This is a genomic window from Acidovorax sp. CCYZU-2555 (genome assembly GCF_018413525.1).
GTDB lineage: Bacteria > Pseudomonadota > Gammaproteobacteria > Burkholderiales > Burkholderiaceae_C > Comamonas.
In genome coordinates this window covers 1-18674 of the sequence record NZ_JAHCDD010000026.1, presented here as the reverse complement: position 1 = coordinate 18674, position 18674 = coordinate 1, and the positions used below count along the sequence as shown (strand labels likewise).

Sequence of the window (18674 nt, the reverse complement as noted above, 5' to 3'; positions counted from 1 at the left end):
CCTGCCCTCTCCCGATATTGCCCCCCCAAGGTTTTGCATGAACGCCCGTACCGAACCCCATGTGCTGAGCCAGCTCAGCAACCACCACCTCGATGCACTGGAAGAAGAAACCATCTTCATCCTGCGCGAAGTGGCCGCCACTTTCGAGCGCCCGACGCTGCTGTTTTCCGGCGGCAAGGATTCGTTGGTGATGCTGCGCTGCGCCGAAAAGGCGTTCGGCGCGGGCCGCCTGCCCTACCCGCTGCTGATGATAGACACCGGCCACAACTTCCCTGAAGTCACGGCCTTTCGCGACCAGCGCGCCAAGGAACTGGGCGCCGAGCTGATCGTGCGCAATGTCGAGGACTCCATGGCGCGCGGCACCGTGCGCCTGGCCCATCCCGGCGAATCGCGCAACGTGCACCAGTCAGTGACGCTGCTCGAAGCCATCGAGGAATTCCGCTTCGACGCGCTGATCGGCGGCGCGCGCCGCGACGAAGAGAAAGCCCGCGCCAAGGAGCGCATCTTCTCGCACCGCGACAGCTTCGGCCAGTGGCAGCCCAAGGCCCAGCGCCCCGAGCTGTGGACGCTGTTCAACACCCGCATCGCACCGGGCGAGCATTTCCGCGTGTTCCCCATCAGCAACTGGACCGAACTCGACGTCTGGCAATACATAGAACGCGAGCAGATCGCCCTGCCCTCGATCTACTACACGCACCAGCGTGAAGTCGTCGAGCGCCGCGGCCTGCTGGTGCCCGTGACCGAACTGACCCAGCCGCGCGACGGCGAGGAAGTCGTGCTGCGCGACGTGCGTTTTCGCACCGTGGGCGACATCACCTGCACCTGCCCGGTGGAAAGCACGGCGGCCAGCGCCGCCGACATCGTGATCGAAACCCTGGCCGCCGACGTCAGCGAACGCGGCGCCACGCGCATGGACGACAAGACCAGCGACGCGTCCATGGAAAAGCGCAAGAAGGAAGGTTACTTCTAATGACAAGCACTGCATTCACTTCCCCCGGCCTCGACACCGCGTCGGCGCTGCGCTTCATCACCTGCGGCAGCGTCGATGACGGCAAGAGCACGCTGATCGGGCGTCTGCTGGTCGACAGCAAGTCGGTGCTGCAGGACCAGCTCGCGGGCGTTCAGCGCAGTGGCGAGACTGACCTTGCGCTGCTGACCGACGGCCTGTCGGCCGAACGCGAGCAAGGCATCACCATCGACGTCGCCTACCGCTACTTCGCCACGCCCACGCGCAAGTTCATCATCGGCGACGCGCCCGGCCACGAGCAGTACACACGCAACATGGTCACGGCCGCGAGCAGCGCCGACGCCGCCGTGGTGCTGGTCGATGCGACCAAGCTCGACTGGCGCTCGCCCGATCTGGCGCTGCTGGCCCAGACGCGCCGCCACAGCCTGCTGGTGCATCTGCTGCGCGTGCCTTCGCTGGTGTTCGCGGTCAACAAGCTCGACGCCGTGGAAGACCCGGCACTGGCTTACCAACACATCAAGGCCGCGCTGGAACGCTTCGCACAGGACGCGGGCATTCGCGTCGCGGCCACGGTGCCGGTCTCGGCGCTCAAGGGCTGGAACGTGGTCACCTCGCATGAAGGCTGGTGCGGCTACAACGGCCCCAGCCTGCTGCAATGGCTCGAAGGCCTGCCCAGCACGCCCGCCGACACCGCGCTGCCCACGGCCCTGCCCGTGCAGTGGGTGGAGAAGTTCTCCTCTTCGGCCGACACGTCGCAAGGCCGTCGCGTCTTCTGGGGCCGGCTCGGTGCGGGCCATCTGCAGGCCGGCCAGACCGTGCAGATCTTCCCCAGCGGCCAGACCGCCGTCGTCGCGCAGGTGCTCGACCATGCTCGCCGCCCCGGCAACGTGAGCGCCGGCCACAGCGCGGGCGTGGTGCTGGACCGCGAAGTCGATGTGTCGCGCGGCGACTGGATCCTGGCCGCCAGCGTAGCCCCTGCCGTGGCCGACGATGATTTCGACGCAGAGGAAGCCGCGCCCGTGGGCCGGCGCGATCTGACGGCCACCGTCGCCTGGATGGACGATGAGCCGCTGGTGCCCGGACGCGTGTATCTCGCGCTGCACGGCCACCGCTGGGTCAAGGCCAAGGTGCGCCGCGTGGTCCACCACCTCGACATCCACACGCTGGCCGAAGAGCCCGCCGCCAACCTGCAGGCCAATGCCATCGGCGTGGTCGAGCTGGCCCTGCAGGAACCCCTGCCGCTGCGCGCGTTCACCGAAGCGCGCATTCAAGGAGCGCTGATTCTGGTCGACACCGCCAGCCACAAGACCGCCGCGGCCGCACTGGCACACTGTGTTCGGGGCGCGGCGTCGGGGGTGATACCCCGACGCCGCGCTTTCCTCGTTGTGCACTGCGCCCACGAATCGGCCCAGTGAAATAAAATCAGCTCAGTACTGACCCTATAACTCAAAGTTCCCTCATGACTCACGTCGTTTCCGAAAACTGCATCCAGTGCAAATACACCGACTGCGTGGACGTATGCCCCGTGGATTGCTTCCGCGAAGGCCCGAACATGCTGGTCATCGATCCGGATGAATGCATTGACTGCGCAGTTTGCATCCCCGAGTGCCCGGCCAACGCGATCTTCGCCGAAGAAGACGTGCCGCCCGATCAGCTCGCCTTCATCAAGCTCAATGCCGAGCTGTCGCTGGCCGCCGGCTGGAAGAGCATCACCAAGCGCAAGAACGCGCTGCCCGACGCCGACGACTTCAACGGCCAGCCCGGCAAGATTGCCGCGCTGGTGCGCTAAAAGCCTGGTCTTCGCCGGATGAGCGACCGCGCCGCGCCCCCCACCGTGCCCGCCATCGATACCGATGCCGTGGTGATTGGCGCCGGCCCGGCCGGCCTGTTCCAGGCGTTCCAGCTGGGCCTGCAAGGCCTGGGCGTGCACATCGTCGATGCCCTGCCCCATGCAGGCGGCCAGTGCGCCGAGCTGTATGCCGACAAGCCCATCTACGACGTGCCCGGCATTCCGGTCTGCACGGGCCGCGAGCTGGTCGCACTGCTGCTCAAGCAGCTCGCGCCCATAAAGCCGCAGTGGCACCTGCACACCCAGGTGCAGGCACTCGAAACCCTGGCCGACGGCCGCTTCTTGCTGACCACCACGTCGGGCGCGCAGTTGCGCGCGCGCTGCGTGTTCATTGCCGCGGGCGTGGGCGCGTTTGTGCCGCGCACGCTCAAGATCGAAGGCATCGAGGCCCATCTGGGCCGCCAGCTGCATTACCACCCGGCCGACGCTGACGTCAGCGCAGGCCAGCAGATCGTGGTCCATGGCGGCGACGAAGATGCGGTGGCCGCGGCGCTGCGCTGCGCCGACGCCCATCCCGCTGCGAATGTGACGCTGCTGCACCGGCGCGACGTCTTCAATGCCGCGCCCGATCTGCTCGCGCGCCTGCAGGCGCTGCGCGACAGCGGCCGCATCACCGTCGTTGCGGCCCAGATCAATGGCATTGAAGAACAGAACGGCCGCCTCACCGCGCTGCAGCTGACCGACCCGCAAGGCGCACCGCAGCGCCTGGCGCTGGACCAGCTGTGGGTCTATCTGGGCATTTCACCGCGCCTGGGGCCCATCTCCGACTGGGGCCTGGCCATGGAGCGCAAGCAATTGCTGGTCGACACCGCGACCTTCTCGACCAGCCAGCCCGGCATCTACGCCGTGGGCGACATCAACCACTATGCAGGCAAGCGCCGGCTGATCCTGTGCGCCTTCCACGAAGCCACGCTGGCCGCCTTCGCCGCGGCCGAGCTGCTCAGTGGCGCCAAGGTCCTGCTGCAATACACGACGACCAGCGCACGGCTGCACGCCATCCTGGGCGTCGAGCACCCGGGCGCGTCCTAGGTTCAGGGCAGCAAGCTGCCTCAATCTCCCGCGCGTTCGACGCGGTTGCGGCCCGCATTCTTCGCCGCGTACAAGGCCTGATCCGACTGCCGCACGGTGTACTCATAGTCCGGGTGGCCGTTGTGCATGGCCACGCCTATGCTCACGGTGACCGGCACGCGGCCGTCGCCGGGCAGCCTGAACGGCTCCTTCTGCACCTGCGCGCGCAGCCGTTCGGCCAGCGCCAGCGCACGCTGAATGTCGATGTCGACCAGCAGCAGCAGAAATTCCTCGCCGCCCAGACGGAAGGTGTAGTCGCCCGCGCGGCAGGCGCTCGACAGAATGACGGCGAGCTGCTGCAGCACCAGGTCGCCGCCTTCGTGGCCGAAGCGGTCGTTGATCTGCTTGAAATGGTCCACGTCCAGCGACAGCACGGCGAAATTCGCCTTGCGCTCGCGGCAGTAGTCGATCTCGCGGCGCAGCACCACGGGCAGGAACTTGCGGTTGAGCAGGCGCGTGAGCACATCGCGGCCCGCATCGAGCTCGCGGTTCTGCTCGAACAGCGCATCGAGATGGAAGGCAATCGTCTGCGTATGCTCGTGCAGGGAGCGCAGCTGCTGCAGGCGGGCCTGGGCGTCGGCGTCCTCGTCGAGCGAAGGCAGCAGCCGTTCGTCGATCAAGTCGATGGTTTCGAGAATCAACGTGGTTTCGCTGGTGCCGCGAAACGCATGCGCGCCCTTGTGGCGAAACCACAGGCCGAACTCGGAAGCGCCGACGCGCGGCAAATGCGCAGCCGGCAGGCCCATGGCGCGCTCGAACATCAAGCGGTTTTCCCAATCGAGCACGGCCGCGCGCTGGCGCTCGCGCTCGGCGCTCATGTCCTGGGCCACGGCATGCAGCCGGTAGGCCTCCTGGGCGCGCGCGCTGCGGTCATGCGAGCGCGAATAGGCCTGGCTCATGATCTCCATCGCAATGTCGATCACCGCCTGGCCGTAGGCATAGGCCTGCAACTGCAGCGGCAGGTCGTCGCCCAGCGCGTCAGCCAGCAGCGCGCCCAGGCCGCGCTTGAGGCTGCGCGCGCCGCGCAGCACCAGGTGCACGGGCACATCGATGCGCGCATGCACTTCACCGATCTTGATCTGGCGCGCCACGCGCTGCTCCAGTTGCTCCAGCGTGCCGGTGTTGAACACTTCGCCCACCCAGTGGCTCATGGACTGGTGCAGGCGCACGCGCACCTGTTCATGCGTCAGCAGCGCCGAAGCCGCATCGTCGCGCAGCATCTCGGTGTAGAAATGGCTGGCCAGATCCTTGTGGTGCGTGAAAGCCAGTTGCTCTATGCATTGCCGCGCGGCGGGCGGCGCACAGCCTTGCAGCGCATGCCAATCATGGCTGAGCTGCTCAATGGAAATTTGGGGCATGGGGTAAAACGACTCAGCGACATCCCGTGCGTGCGCAGACAGCGCGTCTGCGGCGGCCGGGAAAAAAGAAGGAATGCACGAATGCGGCCTATCTTACCGGCTGCCGGCACGCAAATCGGTCTGCGCAAGCCCCTGCTGCCAGCCGCGGCGCTGGACAAGCGCCTTGTTGGCGATAGAGTGCGACAAGGTCCTCAACTTTTCCCGCCGCCTGTCGATAACTCGTTTATTTACCCAGACTGCGCCTATGCAATCCCTCACTATCTCACCGGAAACCGCTGCCCATGCAGCCGATGGGTCGGGCGCCTCTGCGCCCGACTTCGACACCCTGGCCGCCGCTGCACAGAGCGTCACGGCACCCGTGCAGCCGCGCAGCTTCACGTTTGAAATGCCGCTGTTTCGACCGGGAGTGCAAGTCCAGGAGAGCGGGCGCAATGAAACCGTCAGCCATGTGGTGCTGCGGCGGCGCGAAATGGTGGTCTACCTCGTGGGCCGCGAAGAACCCGTGCGGCCAGAGCGGCTGCGCCTGCAGCCCTCCAAGTTCACGACCGCACGCCGTGCGGAAGGCCTGAACTGGTTCCTGTGAGAAACGCACCCTGAACGGCCAGCCCCTGGTGGGCTGAGCCGGTTCAGTAGCGGTCGGCCATGGCCTCGCCCAGGCGCACGGGACTGCCCGCCTGCCACAGCACGTTGAACTGCAGCGGCTGCTTGGGAAACAGCAGCACCACGGTCGAGCCCAGCATGAAGCGGCCCATTTCCTCGCCCTGGCGCAGCGTCGGCGCGTCGGGCCCGTACTGCCAGCGGCGGATTTCCGCGCTGCGCGGCGGGTTGACCTGACCGTGCCACACGGTGGCCATGCTGCCGACGATGGTCGCGCCCACCAGCACCATCACGAACGGGCCGGCGGCGGAGTCGAACACACAGACCACGCGCTCATTGCGCGCAAACAGTCCGGGCACGCCGCGCGCGGTCACCGGATTGACGGAGAACAGGTCGCCGGGCACATAGACCATTTCACGCAGCCGGCCGTCACAGGGCATGTGGATGCGGTGGTAGTCGCGCGGGCTCAGGTAGATGGTCGCGAAGTGGCCGTTGTCGAACTCGGCCGCCAGCTTGGGGTCGCCGCCCACCAGCGCCTGGGTCGAATAATGGTGGCCCTTGGCCTGGAAGATCTGGTCGCCGGCAATGGGCCCCAGCTGGCTTACCGCGCCATCGACCGGGCAGACCCAAGGCGCCTGCGCCTGCGAGCGCACGCCCGCGCGCAGGCTGCGCGTGAAGAACGCGTTGAAGGTCGGATAGCTCGCGGGATCGGGGTTCTCGGCCTCGGTCATGTCGACCTTGTAGTGTTCGATGAAACGCTCGATCACCCAGGTGGTCAACCAGCCGGCCCTGGCATTCGCCAGTCGCCCCATCAGGGCCGTGAGCGCCTGCTTGGGCAATAGATATTGGGGGAGCACGGCAAGTCGATCAGACACAGATTGGTTTCCAGATGATTCAAGGCAAGCTGGGCATTCTAGCGACGCATTTGAGCCATTGCCCATACGGATTGGCCCACCCCTGCCCGCCCGCGCGCAGCTTGCGTCCCGCTTTGCTATCCTGGGGACCACTGCACTTCCTGTCCTGCCCGTGCCAGCACCTCAGTCTCCCGTCTCGCCCGATCCGTCCAAACGCCCGTCCACGCTTCGCCAGTTGCTGCAGCGCCTGGTGCCCCACTCCGTCGGCATCGACGCCAAGGAAGCCTTGCGCATGGTGGTCGGCGTCATGCTGGGCCTGCTGGTCACCGGCTTCCTGAGCCGCTGGTGGGCAGGTGCCGGCAACGATTCATGGATGATCGCCTCGCTCAGCGCCAGCGCGGTGCTGCTGTTCGGCATGCCCGCGAGCCCGCTGGCCCAGCCCTGGCCGGTGATAGGCGGCACCGTGCTCGCGGCGCTGGTGTCCACGCTGTGCCGGCTGCTGGTACCCGACATGGTCTGGGCCGCGGCGCTGGCCGTGGGCGTGACGCTTGCGGGCATGTTGCTGCTGCGCTGCTTTCACCCGCCGGGCGTGGGCATGGCGGCGTTCGTGGTGCTCGAACACAGCAACGGCCTTGAACTGCTGGTCTTTCCCGTGCTGTTCAACATCGTGGTGCTGCTGCTTTGCGCCATCGCCTACAACCATGCGACCGGCAAACCCTATCCGCTGCGCCGCAAGGCCACCAGCGGCCAGCACTTCCAGAAGTCCGACCTCGACACCGCGCTCGAACAATACAACCAGGTGCTGGACATCAGCCGCGCCGACCTCGAAGGCCTGCTGCACCTCGCGGGCCGCGCGGCCTTCCAGCGCACGCTGGGCGATCTGCGCTGCGCCGACATCATGTCGACGCCGCCGCTGGCCGTGGAGCCCGATGTCTCGCTGCGCGATGCCTGGGCCTTGATGCGCCAGAAGAACATCAAGGCGCTGCCGGTGATCGACGGCCGGCATCAGGTGCAAGGCATGCTGTCGCAATCCGACTTCATGCGCACCACCGCGCTCGAATCGCCCGAAGGCTGGAGCCAGCGCCTGCGCAAGCTGGTCGCCATCGGTGCCAAAAAGCCACAGACCGTGAACGATTTGATGAGCGGCCCGGCGCAGACCGCCTCGGCGGACCAGCCGGTTATGGACCTGATTCCGCTGTTCTCCGCGGGGGGACACCACCATTTGCCGATCGTCGACGCCGAGCAGCGGCTGGTCGGCGTCATCACGCAAACCGACCTGGTGCGCGCGCTGGCATCGGCAATCACACCCGCGCCCTAGCAGGGCGGCGAGGTAGGGGTTACAATCTCAAAGATTGCGTACGGCGCCCCGCCGATACGAATGAAGCCGTTTTCCGGCCTTCTGACCGTTGTGCGCCTGGAGCGCAGCGGCTTGCACCGCCTGCCATGCACAGTTGGCCCCCACGGGTCGGTGCATGCTGCCTTGTACTCCATCTAGAGCGGCTAACACCATCGCAGATTTGCGGTTGATGCTAGGTTGGGCCGGCTAGGTGCGGTCGAACTAGGCGCGATGCCGCAGACAGTGCAATTAGCACGGCAAGGCAACGCAACGACGCAGCAAGGGTGGTGTTAGCCGCTCTTACAGGCGCAGTGACCCAGATTTATATGAGAGATTGAGAATATGGCCAAAGAAGAATTGATTGAAATGCAAGGCTCCGTCACGGAAGTCTTGCCCGACTCGCGCTTTCGCGTGACGCTGGAAAACGGACACCAACTGATCGCCTACACCGGCGGCAAGATGCGCAAGCATCACATCCGTATCCTGGCCGGCGACAAGGTGTCGTTGGAAATGTCGCCTTACGATCTGACCAAGGGTCGCATCACGTTCCGCCATCTGGCAGGCCGTGGCCCAGGTCCTTCGCCGCGTTAACAAGGTGGTCTACGCACTATTTTTGAAATATTTTTGAAATTTCAAAAAAGTGCATCAGAAACCCCCTTAGAATTCTTTTTGTCGGAGCGTAGCGCAGCCTGGTAGCGCATCTGCTTTGGGAGCAGAGGGTCGCGAGTTCGAATCCCGCCGCTCCGACCAGTGATTCAAGGCCTTGGCTAGAAATAGCCAAGGCCTTTTGTCCGTCTGCAGCCCGGTTCGTCCAACTTGCGAACGGCAGGCAAGATTGTCAGTGCCGCTGTTGCGTTACGAAATCGATCAACATATGACTTGCACGTCGCGAATGCGTGTTGAACCATGGCATTGACTGCGAGTCGTGCCGTACCACGATGGGTTCGCGGCATCTGGCTGCTTTTCACCGCATTGTTTCTGCAGGTCTTGCCCGCCCATGCGCAGGGCGAGCTGTTGCGCATCGATGATCTCAGCGTGCTGGTCGATCCAAGCGGCCAGGAAACCATCGAGAGCGTGAGCCAGCCCGCACGGGCTGGCGAGTTCCAGTCCGTGGCGCAGGGGTTTTCTGCGGGCTATACCCGATCGGTGCATTGGCTGCGCTTCACGCTGCCGGCGCCGCAACCCAACGCCCAGGGCCAGCGCGAACTGCTGCTGGAATTGCAGCCGCCCTATGTCGACGATGTGCAAATCTATTTGTCGCAGCCTTCGGGCGAGCACGCGTTTGACGTGCGACGCGGTGGCGATCTGCAACCTCACACGCTCAAGGAATTTCCGTATCGGGGCTTCGTCTATCGCGTGGACTTTGCGGATGAGCGCCCGCGCATCACCTATGTACGGCTGCAGACCACCAGCAGCTCGGTGCTGATCGTCAAGGCCTGGGAGCCGCATGCGTTTCAAGCCAAAGTCTCGGCCGAATATGCACTGCTAGGCGCGCTGCTGGGCGTGATCCTGACCGGCCTGCTGGTCAATATCTGGCACGGCTTCTGGCGGCGCGAGGAGATCTACAGGCGCTACATCGCCTACCTGCTGGCGACGATTTTCAACCTGCTCGCGCTCAATGGGCTGGCCGCGCAATTCTTCCTGCCCGAGACGCCTTTCTGGGCGCATCACTGGGTCTCGCTGGGCATCATCTTTGTCGTCCTCTTCGGCGCGCGTTTTTACATGCTGGCGCTCGACATCGCGCATGCCGCGGCGTGGATGCGCTGGGTCTATCGCATCCAGCTGTGGCTGGCCGTGCTGTGCCTGCCAGCGCCCTTTCTGGGCCTCTATCCCGAAGCCGCCACCCTCCTTTTGTCGTTTGTCCTGGTGATGATGCTGACCGGCACCGTGCGCAGCATCCAGCTCTGGCGACAGCGCCATCCGAACGGAAAGATACTGCTGCTGACGCATGTGTTCAGCCTCACGGGAAATCTTTCGGCCATCCCCGCACTGCTGGGTTTTCTGCCCGGTCAGCTGTGGCTGATCTACGGCTTTCAGCTGCGGTCGATAGGAACACTGCTGGTGTTGCAGCTGATGCTGGCAAAACATGTGCGCGCGATGCAGGAAAAACTGAACCAGGCAAGCGTCGATGCCGAAGTTGCCAGCACTACCGCCCGGCAGGAGCGCGCCGAACGTGAACGGCAGCGGGTATTCCTGTCGATGCTCACGCATGAGTTGAAAACGCCGCTGTCGATCATCCGGCTGCGCCTGGGCGCCCTCGCCCCTACTGCGAGAATGCAAGCCCATGCAGAACGCGCGGTCGAAGACATAGACGCCATCGTCGGGCGCTGCGCCATGGTGAGCGAACTCGACGACCAGGCCGTCGCGCCGCAGCGCACTGCCTGCCGCATGGATGAACTGCTGAGGAACATTCAGCTGCAGCACAAAGAGCGCCTGGTCTTGCAAATGGCCGATGCGGTTCACACCACGCCGCTGGCAAGCGATCCCTTGCTGCTGCACACCATACTCAGCAACCTGGTGGACAACGCCCTCAAGTACTCGCCCCCGGCCGAGAGGGTGACCATCGCGGTCGACCTGCATGCCCGCAACGACTGCATGGGCATCATGGTGAGGGTGGGCAACGCTGTGACAAAGAGGGGACTGCCCGACGCCGGGCAGATTTTCAGCAAGTACTATCGTGCGCCTGGTTCACACCAGCAAAGCGGCTCGGGGCTGGGCCTGTACATTGCCAAGTCGCTTGCCGTGCAGCTGGGCGGCACCCTCGACTACCGCCCTGAAACCGACCGTGTCATTTTCGAACTATGGATTGCGCTTTGAATCCCGGCCCACCGATCAAACTGCTGGTGGTTGAAGACCACCTGGCCCTGCTCGATGTCACGGTCGACACGCTGGCGGCGCGCGGCCATGAGGTGGTCGGCATCGACAGCGCCGAGGCGCTGGACGAACTGCCCGCGCATTTCGTCGCCGACATTGCCGTGATCGATGTCAACCTGCCCGGTGAAAGCGGGCTGAATCTGGCGCAACGCCTGCGCCAGATTCAGCCGGGCATAGGCATCATCATGGTGACCGCGCTGACCGCACTGGAGCAAAAGCTCGCAGGATACGCGCATGGCGCCGACCTCTACCTGACCAAACCCACGGCGCCGGAAGAGTTGTGTGCCGCCGTCGCGGCGCTGGCCAACCGGCTGCAGCCGCCCGTGACGCCATCTTCCCAGGTGTTCACGCTCGACACCGCGACCGGCTTGCTGCATACGCCGCAAGGCAGTCTGGTGCTGCGCGGCTCCGAATCCATGCTCTTGCACGCCCTGCTGCTGGCACCCGATCACACGCTGGAAATCTATCAGGCACTGGAGCGGCTCGACAAACCGCTCGACGCCAGCGGCAAGGCACAACTCGAAGTGCTGGTTTCGCGCCTGCGCAGCAAACTGGTGGCCCATGGCGCCCCGGCGGGCCCGATTCGCGCCCTGCGCGGCAAGGGTTACCGGCTGTGCATGCCCTTGCAGATCAGATAGCGCCCCGCTGCGGCCGCAGCAAGCTTTGGCAAGGTTTTTCGGGACGGGCTCAATAGACTGGCGGCCACATCGCCATTCTCCCGAAAAAACCTATGAAAAACGCTGGCCTCAACCGCTCCTATCGACTTGTCTGGAGCGAGGTGCACCAGGCGTTCATCGCCGTCGCTGAACTGGTCCGATCCTGCGGCAAAGGCGCGAGCAAGGCCGCCGTGGTGCTGGCCTGCGCGAGCGCGGTGCAGGCCGGCGGACTGCCCACTGGCGGGCAGGTTGTCGCCGGCTCCGGCGCCATTGCCCAGGCCGGCCAGACAATGACCGTCACGCAACACAGCGAAAAGATGGCGACCGACTGGCAGAGCTTCTCCATCGGCAAGGCCCAGAGCGTCAATTTCATCCAGCCGTCAGCGTCCTCCGTGGCTCTCAACCGGGTACTGGGCTCCGATGTATCGGTGATTCAAGGCGCCTTGAACGCCAATGGCCAGGTCTTTGTGGTCAATCCCAATGGCGTGCTGTTCACGCCCAGCGCCCAGGTCAACGTGGGCGCGCTGGCCGCGTCCACGCTGCAACTGAGCACCGGCGATTTTCTGGCGGGCAACTACCGCTTCAGCGGCCCCAGCACGGCCGGCGTCAGCAATGAAGGCAGCATTCAGGTGACAGCCGGGGGCAGCGTGGCGCTGATTGCCGCGCGCATAGAAAACACCGGCCGCATCACGGCACCGCAAGGCAATGTGCTGCTGGGCGCCGGCAGCAAGGTGCGCCTGGATCTGGGCGGCGCGGTGAAGCTGGAAGTCGAGAAAGGCGCGCTCGATACGCTCATCACGCAAGGCGGCGCTATTCGCGCGGATGGCGGACTCGTCTACCTCACGGCCAAGGCCGCGGGCGACCTGGCGAGCAGCGTGATCAACCACACCGGCATCACCGAAGCCCGCAGCCTGCACACCGGCGACAAAGGCCAGATCATGCTGATGGGCGACATGGCCCATGGCACGGTCCATGTCGCCGGCACGCTGGATGCATCGAGGGGCTTCGTCGAGACCAGCGCACAGCAGGTGCAGGTTGCGGACGGCGCGCAAGTCAAGGCCGGGCATTGGCTGATCGATCCGGTGGACTTCACCATCCGCGCCGACTCGAGCACCCAAACCACCAGCGGCATAGGCGCCAGCACGCTGGCGTCTGCCCTGGGCGCGGGCGATGTGAGCATACAGACCGATTCCGGCACCGGCGGCAATGGCGACATCTTCGTCAACAGCGCCGTCACCTGGAACACCGACAAAAAGCTCACCCTCTCTGCACATCGCAATATCGCCATCAACGCCGATATCACCGCGCAGCATGCCGACGGCAAGGTGCAGCTTGAATACGGCCAGGGCGCGACCGAAGCCGGCAACACCGCCAACTACAGCTTTGGCGGCGGCAGGATCAACCTCGGCGCGGGCGACAACTTCTTCACCAAGCTGGGCAGCGATGGGGCAGTGACGCCGTGGAAAGTCATCACCGCGCTCGGTACCGCCACCGATAAGGATGCGCCCGACATGTTCACGCTGCAAGGACTGGGCCACAACAGCAACATGTTTGGCAAATTCGTGCTGGGTGCGGACATCAATGCCAGTGCCGCCAGCAGCTGGAACAGCGGCCAGGGTCTGGAGCCCATACAATTTCGCGGCAGCTTCGACGGCCTGGGCCATACCATCACCGGCCTGACCATCGACCGCCCCACGGAATCCTTCGTCGCCTTGTTCAGATTCATCGGGGAAACTGGCACGGTTCGCAATGTAGGCATAGTGAATGCCGACGTTACAGGCCAGTCGCGCGTTGGCGCACTTGTCGGCCAAAATTCTGGCAATGTCAGCCACAGCTACGCGACAGGCACAGTGTCTGGCGAGCAATATGTTGGCGGAATTTCGGGTACCTTGACGATAGGCGGCACCGTCAATCACAGCTACGCCACGACCAACGTCCAGGGCATCACTGATGTGGGCGGATTGGTGGGCAATGCCAACATCTCTACTACCACCATCAGCAACAGCTATGCCGCGGGCCGTGTTGAGGGCGAAGTTTCTGCAGGAGGACTGGTCGGAAGCCTGACCGCGGGCACGGTAAGCAACAGCTACGCCACAGGCATTGTGACGAGCACTTCCGGAATTCCAGGTGGATTGATCGGGAGGTTCGAAGGCGGAACCGTCTCCAACAGCTTCTGGAACACCGACACCACTGCGCAGGGCTTTGGCATTACGGGAGGAACGCCAATCAATGTGATGGGGAAAACCACGGCGGATCTCCAAACCCTGTCCACTTTCGCCGAAGCCGGCTGGGACATCGACGATGTGGGCGGAACCGGTAAAGTCTGGCGCATATACCAGGGTGATACCGCCCCGCTGCTGCGCAGCTTTCTCCAGCCGATGAACGTCACGGCGGTGGCGAGTCTCGCCAACCCCACCCATGTCTATGACGGCAGCACACACAACGGCGGCAATGGCTACACCGTGCCTGGCGGCGACCCGAGCAAGATCTTTTATGGCGGCAGCTCCCAGGGCGCCAAGAATGTCGGCAGCTACACGCTGGGAATCTTTTCCACCCAGAGCGGATACGACCTGAGTGGCAACCGTTTCGCCGCGAGCGGCTTGACGATCGACACAAAGCCTTTGACCGTCACAGGCATGACGGCCAGCGACAAGACCTATAACGGCAACACCGTCGCCGCCCTGGTCGGCGGCACGCTGGTCGGCCTGGCCGGCAGCGAAACCCTGAACTTCTCGGGCCATACCGGCAGCTTTGCGAACAAGGACGCAGGCACCAACAAGCCCGTCACGGTCAGCGGCGTCACGCTGTCCAACGGCAGCAACGGCGGCCTGGCCAGCAACTACAGCGTCAGCGATCCCACAGGCCTGAACGCCACCATCACGCCAAAGCCGCTGGCTGTCACCGGCATGAATGCCAGCGACAAGGTCTACAACGGCACGTCCGAAGCGTCCCTGACCGCAGGCACGCTCAGCGGTTTTGTCGGCAGCGAAACCGTGAGTTTCTCCGGCCAGACCGGCAGTTTTGCCAATGCCAACGCAGGCAGCAACAAGCCGGTCACGGTCAGCGGCGTCACGCTGGCCAACGGCAGCAACGGCGGCCTCGCCAGCAACTACAGCGTCACCAATCCCACAGGCCTGAGCGCCGACATCACGCCAAAGCCGCTGACTGTCACCGGCATGAATGCCAGCGACAAGGTCTACAACGGCACGTCCGAAGCGACCCTGACTGGAGGCACGCTCAGCGGTTTTGTCGGCAGCGAAACCGTGAGTTTCTCGGGCCAGACCGGCAGCTTTGCCAACCCCAATGCAGGCAGCAGCAAGCCGGTCACGGTCAGCGGCATCACGCTGGCCAACGGCAGCAATGGCGGCCTGGCCGCCAACTACAGCGTCACCAGCCCCACGGATGTCAGCGCCAGCATCACCCAGAAACCTCTGGCCATCACCGCCGACAACGCCAGCAAGACCTACGGTGATGCGGATCCGACACTGACCTACGCCGTCACCAGCGGCAGCCTGGTGGCCGGCGACAGCCTGGCCGGCGTTCTCACGCGCGCGCCTGGTGAAAACGTGGGCAGCTACACCATCGACGCGTCCGCGCTCGCCAACGGCAACTACCTGATCACCGCCACAGATGGAGCCCTGACCATAGGCCAGCGCCCTATCACGGTGACGACCGACAACCAGACCAAGGTCTACGGCAATGCCGATCCGGCGCTGACCTACGCCGTCACCGGCGGCAGCCTGGTCGCCGGTGACGGCCTGGCCGGCGTTCTCGCCCGCGCGCCCGGTGAAAATGTGGGCAGCTACACCATCAACGCCAACGCGCTCTCCAATGGCAACTACCTGATCACCGCCATCGAAGGCGCGCTCACCATCAGCCAGCGCCCGATCACGGTGACGGCAGACAACCAGACCAAGGTCTATGGCAATGCCGACCCGACGTTGACGTACACCGTAAGCAGCGGCAGCCTGGTGGCCGGCGACAGCCTCAACGCCGCGCTGACGCGCAGCCCCGGTGAGAACGTGGGCAGCTACACCATCGACGCCAACGCGCTCGCCAACGGCAACTACCTGATCACCGCCGTCAATGGCGCGCTGACCATTGGCCAGCGCCCGATCACCGTGATGGCCAACGGCCAGACCAAGGTCTATGGCAATGCCGATCCGACGTTGACCTACGCCGTCACCGGCGGCAGCCTGGTGGCGGGCGACAGTCTCAACGGCGTTCTTACCCGCGATCCCGGTGAAAGCGTGGGCAGCTACACCATTCACGCCAACGCGCTGGCCAACGGCAACTATCTGATCACTGCCACGGATGGCGCGCTCAGCATCCGCCAGCGCCCGATCACGGTGACTGCCGACAACCAGGCCAAGGTCTATGGCAACAGTGACCCGGCGCTGACCTACGCCGTCACCAGCGGCAGCCTGGTGGCCGGCGACAGCCTCGCTGGCGTTCTCACGCGCGCGCCCGGCGAAAATGTCGGCAACTACACCATTCGCGCCAACGCGCTGGCCAACGGCAACTACCTGATCACCGCCACGGATGGCGCGCTCAGCATCAGTCAACGCCCGATCACGGTGACGGCCGACAACCAGACCAAGGTCTATGGCAATGCCGATCCCGCACTGACCTATGCCGTCACCGAGGGCAATCTGGTCACGGGCGACAGGCTGGCCGGGGTGCTCACCCGCGCCCCCGGTGAAAACGCCGGCAGCTACTCCATAGACGCCCAGGCGCTGGCCAATGGCAACTATCTGATCACCGCGGTGAATGGCGCACTCAGCATCAGCCAGCGGCCGATCACGGTGACCGCCGACAACCAGACCAAGGTCTATGGCAATGCCGACCCGGCGCTGACGTACGCCGTCACCAGCGGCAGCCTGGTCGCCGGCGACCGCCTCAACGAGGCGCTGACCCGCGATCTCGGCGAGAACGCGGGCAGCTATACCATTCGCGCGAATGCGCTGGCCAACGGCAACTACCTGATCACCGCCATCGATGGCGCGCTCAGCATCAGCCAGCGCCCGGTCACGGTCACGGCCGACAGCCAGACCAAGGTCTATGGCGATGCCGATCCCGCGCTGACCTATGCCGTGACGCAAGGCAGCCTGGTGGCAGGCGACCGATTCCAAGGCACGCTGACCCGCAGTTCCGGTGAAAACGCCGGCAGCTACACCATCGACGCATCCGCGCTCGCCAACGGCAATTACCTGATCACCGCGGTCGACGGCGCCTTGCGCATCAGCCCGCGGCCGATCACGGTGACGGCCAACGGCCAGATCAAGATCCACGGCAATGCCGACCCAGCGCTGACCTATGCCATCACCGGCGGCAATCTTGTCGCAGGCGACCAACTCGACGGCGCACTGAGCCGCGATGCCGGTGAGAACTATGGCCTCTACGCCATCCACCAGGGCACGGTGAGCGAGGCCAGCAACCCCAACTACCGGATTGCCTATGTCGGCGCTGATCTCACCATAGGCGCGGACACGCAAACGGCGATCGGCCTGGCCGCACAGGCGGCATCGGACATCGCGCGCACCCAAGGCTTGCCCATCGATACCGCCAGCAGAACGCCAAGCTTGCCGACAGATTCCAGCGACGCGGCAACGCGGGCGCGAGACCCCAACCGCCTGGCCCCCAGTGGTTTCGTGAACGTGTTTGTCGTGCAAGGCGGCATCAACATGGGCACCAACCATGCCTACTCCACCCAGCCCTGAGGCCTTTCTCCAGAATATTGCGACCATGTCCCTCCTGGCCCACAAATCTCGTCTCTGCCCTCTGATGGCGGCCCTCGCCCTGGCGCTGCCCGCAATTGCCCAACAAGCGCCCGACGCCGGCCAATTGCTCCAGCAGGAGCGGCCCGCGCCCTCCTTGCCCAAGGCCGGCCCCCGCATCCAGATCGAGCCTGCGGCCACGGCCGCGACACTGCCCGGCGGATCGGCGGTCATGCTCAAGGGCGTGCGCTTCACCGGCAACACGCGCCTGAGCAGCGAACAACTGCACGCCGTGCTCGGCGATGTTGCCGATCGGTCTTTCGATCTCGCAGGACTGCAAGCGTTGGCGCAAAAAGTGTCGGCGCACTACCGTGCTGCGGGTTACCCGTTTGCCCGGGCCTTTGTGCCCGAGCAGCAATTCACCGATGCCGTGCTGCAGATCACCATCGTCGAAGGCCGCTACGGTCAGATAAAAGCCCAAGGTGACAGCCGCCTCGCGACCGCGGCCCAGGCGTTTCTGTCCGGCCTCGAGCCCGGCGCCGTCATCGAGGCGGCCAGCCTGGAGCGCGCCACCTTGATTCTGGACGACCAGCCGGGGCTGCAGACCGCGCCGCTGATCCGCCCGGGCCAGGAGCTGGGCACCGGCGACCTGCTGATCGACGTGCTGCCCGGCCCGGCGTTCAAGGGCGAGCTGGGCCTGGACAACCATGGCAATCGCTACACCGGCGAATACCGCGCGCGCGCCAGCCTGCAGTGGGACAGCCCGTTCATGGTCGGCGATCAGATCAATGTCAACGGCAATGTCAGCAACCAGGCTCAGTGGCTGGGCAGCCTGGGCTACAACCGGCCGCTGGGCCACTCGGGACTGCGCGCCAGCCTGGCCTATGCACGCACCCGTTATGAACTGGCCAAACAGTTCGCCAGCCTCGACGCCACCGGCACGGCGGACATCCTCAGCGCCGGGCTGTCGTATCCGCTGATCCGCTCGACGCACAGCAACCTTTCGCTGACGGCCACCTACCAGTACAAAAAGCTCGACGACCGCGAAGGCGCGACCCGTACCAGCAGCGGCAAGAAAAACCAGGTGCTGCCGCTCGCGCTGCAGTTCGACCGCCGCGACAGCTTGGGGGGCGGCGGCATCACCTACGGCAGCTTGGGTTTCACGCCAGGCCGGCTGTCGCTGGACAATGCGCTGCAGGCCGCAGACGCCGCGAGTGCGCGTACGCAAGGCCGCTTTCACAAATGGAACCTCGACGTGGCGCGCCTGCAGGCGACACCGCTGGCCGGCCTGAATCTGTTCGGCCGCGTATCCATGCAATCGGCGAGCAAGAACCTCGATTCGTCGGAAGACTTCGGCCTGGGCGGTTACTACGGTGTGCGGGCCTACCCTTCGGGCGA

General features: G+C 64.9%; 13 protein-coding genes and 1 tRNA gene. 12 read left to right on the top strand and 2 right to left on the bottom strand.

Translation table 11 applies throughout. The features are described 5' to 3' along the window. The first annotated feature begins 37 nt into the window (after positions 1-37). From cysD to KHY18_RS11100, 4 genes are read left to right on the top strand one after another with little or no spacing between them, the layout of a single operon-like run. On the top strand, positions 38-970 hold the full coding sequence (gene cysD, locus KHY18_RS11115; RefSeq protein WP_213299393.1) for a sulfate adenylyltransferase subunit CysD: 933 nt from the start codon (positions 38-40) through the stop codon (positions 968-970). Continuing rightward, entirely contained in the window at positions 970-2382 is a 1413-nt protein-coding gene (locus KHY18_RS11110; RefSeq protein WP_213299391.1) for a sulfate adenylyltransferase subunit 1, read from the top strand. The genes cysD and KHY18_RS11110 overlap by 1 nt, the downstream gene beginning before the upstream one ends. A 44-nt stretch (positions 2383-2426) precedes the next feature. After that, positions 2427-2756 carry a ferredoxin FdxA gene (gene fdxA / locus KHY18_RS11105; protein WP_213299389.1) on the top strand — a complete coding sequence of 110 codons (330 nt, stop codon included), beginning with the start codon at positions 2427-2429 and terminating at the stop codon, positions 2754-2756. A gap of 18 nt (positions 2757-2774) precedes the next feature. After that, positions 2775-3845: an NAD(P)/FAD-dependent oxidoreductase gene (locus KHY18_RS11100; RefSeq protein ID WP_213299387.1), complete on the top strand. Its 1071-nt coding sequence runs from the start codon at positions 2775-2777 to the stop codon at positions 3843-3845. Positions 3846-3865: 20 nt separating this feature from the next. On the opposite strand, the gene KHY18_RS11095 is transcribed toward KHY18_RS11100, so the two are convergent. Then, positions 3866-5242: a GGDEF domain-containing protein gene (locus KHY18_RS11095; RefSeq protein ID WP_213299384.1), complete on the bottom strand. Its 1377-nt coding sequence runs from the start codon at positions 5240-5242 to the stop codon at positions 3866-3868. A 244-nt stretch (positions 5243-5486) separates the two neighbouring features. Here KHY18_RS11095 and KHY18_RS11090 point away from each other — a divergent pair, with 244 nt between their 5' ends. Then, positions 5487-5825 (top strand): hypothetical protein, encoded by a 339-nt coding sequence (locus tag KHY18_RS11090; protein WP_249729055.1) that lies wholly within the window; start codon positions 5487-5489, stop codon positions 5823-5825. Between the two features lie 43 nt (positions 5826-5868). Here the strand turns inward: KHY18_RS11090 and asd are convergent, their stop codons facing one another. After that, on the bottom strand, positions 5869-6714 hold the full coding sequence (gene asd, locus KHY18_RS11085) for an archaetidylserine decarboxylase (protein WP_213299381.1): 846 nt from the start codon (positions 6712-6714) through the stop codon (positions 5869-5871). Positions 6715-6865: 151 nt separating this feature from the next. On the opposite strand from asd, the gene KHY18_RS11080 reads away from it, so the two are divergent. The 7 genes from KHY18_RS11080 to KHY18_RS11050 form a co-directional block, all read left to right on the top strand. After that, complete coding sequence (locus KHY18_RS11080) at positions 6866-8011, top strand: HPP family protein (RefSeq protein ID WP_349630278.1); 1146 nt, start codon at positions 6866-6868, stop codon at positions 8009-8011. Positions 8012-8371: 360 nt separating this feature from the next. Next, complete coding sequence (gene infA, locus KHY18_RS11075) at positions 8372-8620, top strand: translation initiation factor IF-1 (protein ID WP_159918070.1); 249 nt, start codon at positions 8372-8374, stop codon at positions 8618-8620. An 82-nt stretch (positions 8621-8702) separates the two neighbouring features. Next, positions 8703-8779: transfer RNA gene (locus KHY18_RS11070), tRNA-Pro, on the top strand. A 222-nt stretch (positions 8780-9001) separates the two neighbouring features. After that, entirely contained in the window at positions 9002-10846 is a 1845-nt protein-coding gene (locus KHY18_RS11065; RefSeq protein ID WP_213299377.1) for a sensor histidine kinase, read from the top strand. Continuing rightward, entirely contained in the window at positions 10843-11541 is a 699-nt protein-coding gene (locus KHY18_RS11060; protein ID WP_213299374.1) for a response regulator transcription factor, read from the top strand. Before KHY18_RS11065 ends, KHY18_RS11060 begins: the two co-directional genes overlap by 4 nt. A 92-nt stretch (positions 11542-11633) precedes the next feature. Next, entirely contained in the window at positions 11634-17279 is a 5646-nt protein-coding gene (locus KHY18_RS11055) for an MBG domain-containing protein (protein WP_213299371.1), read from the top strand. Positions 17280-17343: 64 nt separating this feature from the next. Then, the coding region (locus KHY18_RS11050; protein WP_213299367.1) for a ShlB/FhaC/HecB family hemolysin secretion/activation protein at positions 17344-18674 on the top strand (1331 nt) is incomplete at its 3' end.

What these genes read in the sequence shown, in the direction of transcription:
- fdxA (WP_213299389.1), top strand. Translation starts at nt 2,427, where the DNA reads ATGACTCACGTCGTTTCCGAAAACTGCATCCAGTGCAAATACACCGAC.
- KHY18_RS11110 (WP_213299391.1), top strand. Translation starts at nt 970, where the DNA reads ATGACAAGCACTGCATTCACTTCCCCCGGCCTCGACACCGCGTCGGCG.
- KHY18_RS11055 (WP_213299371.1), top strand. Translation starts at nt 11,634, where the DNA reads ATGAAAAACGCTGGCCTCAACCGCTCCTATCGACTTGTCTGGAGCGAG.
- KHY18_RS11095 (WP_213299384.1), bottom strand. Translation starts at nt 5,242, where the DNA reads ATGCCCCAAATTTCCATTGAGCAGCTCAGCCATGATTGGCATGCGCTG.
- KHY18_RS11100 (WP_213299387.1), top strand. Translation starts at nt 2,775, where the DNA reads ATGAGCGACCGCGCCGCGCCCCCCACCGTGCCCGCCATCGATACCGAT.
- cysD (WP_213299393.1), top strand. Translation starts at nt 38, where the DNA reads ATGAACGCCCGTACCGAACCCCATGTGCTGAGCCAGCTCAGCAACCAC.
- KHY18_RS11090 (WP_249729055.1), top strand. Translation starts at nt 5,487, where the DNA reads ATGCAATCCCTCACTATCTCACCGGAAACCGCTGCCCATGCAGCCGAT.
- infA (WP_159918070.1), top strand. Translation starts at nt 8,372, where the DNA reads ATGGCCAAAGAAGAATTGATTGAAATGCAAGGCTCCGTCACGGAAGTC.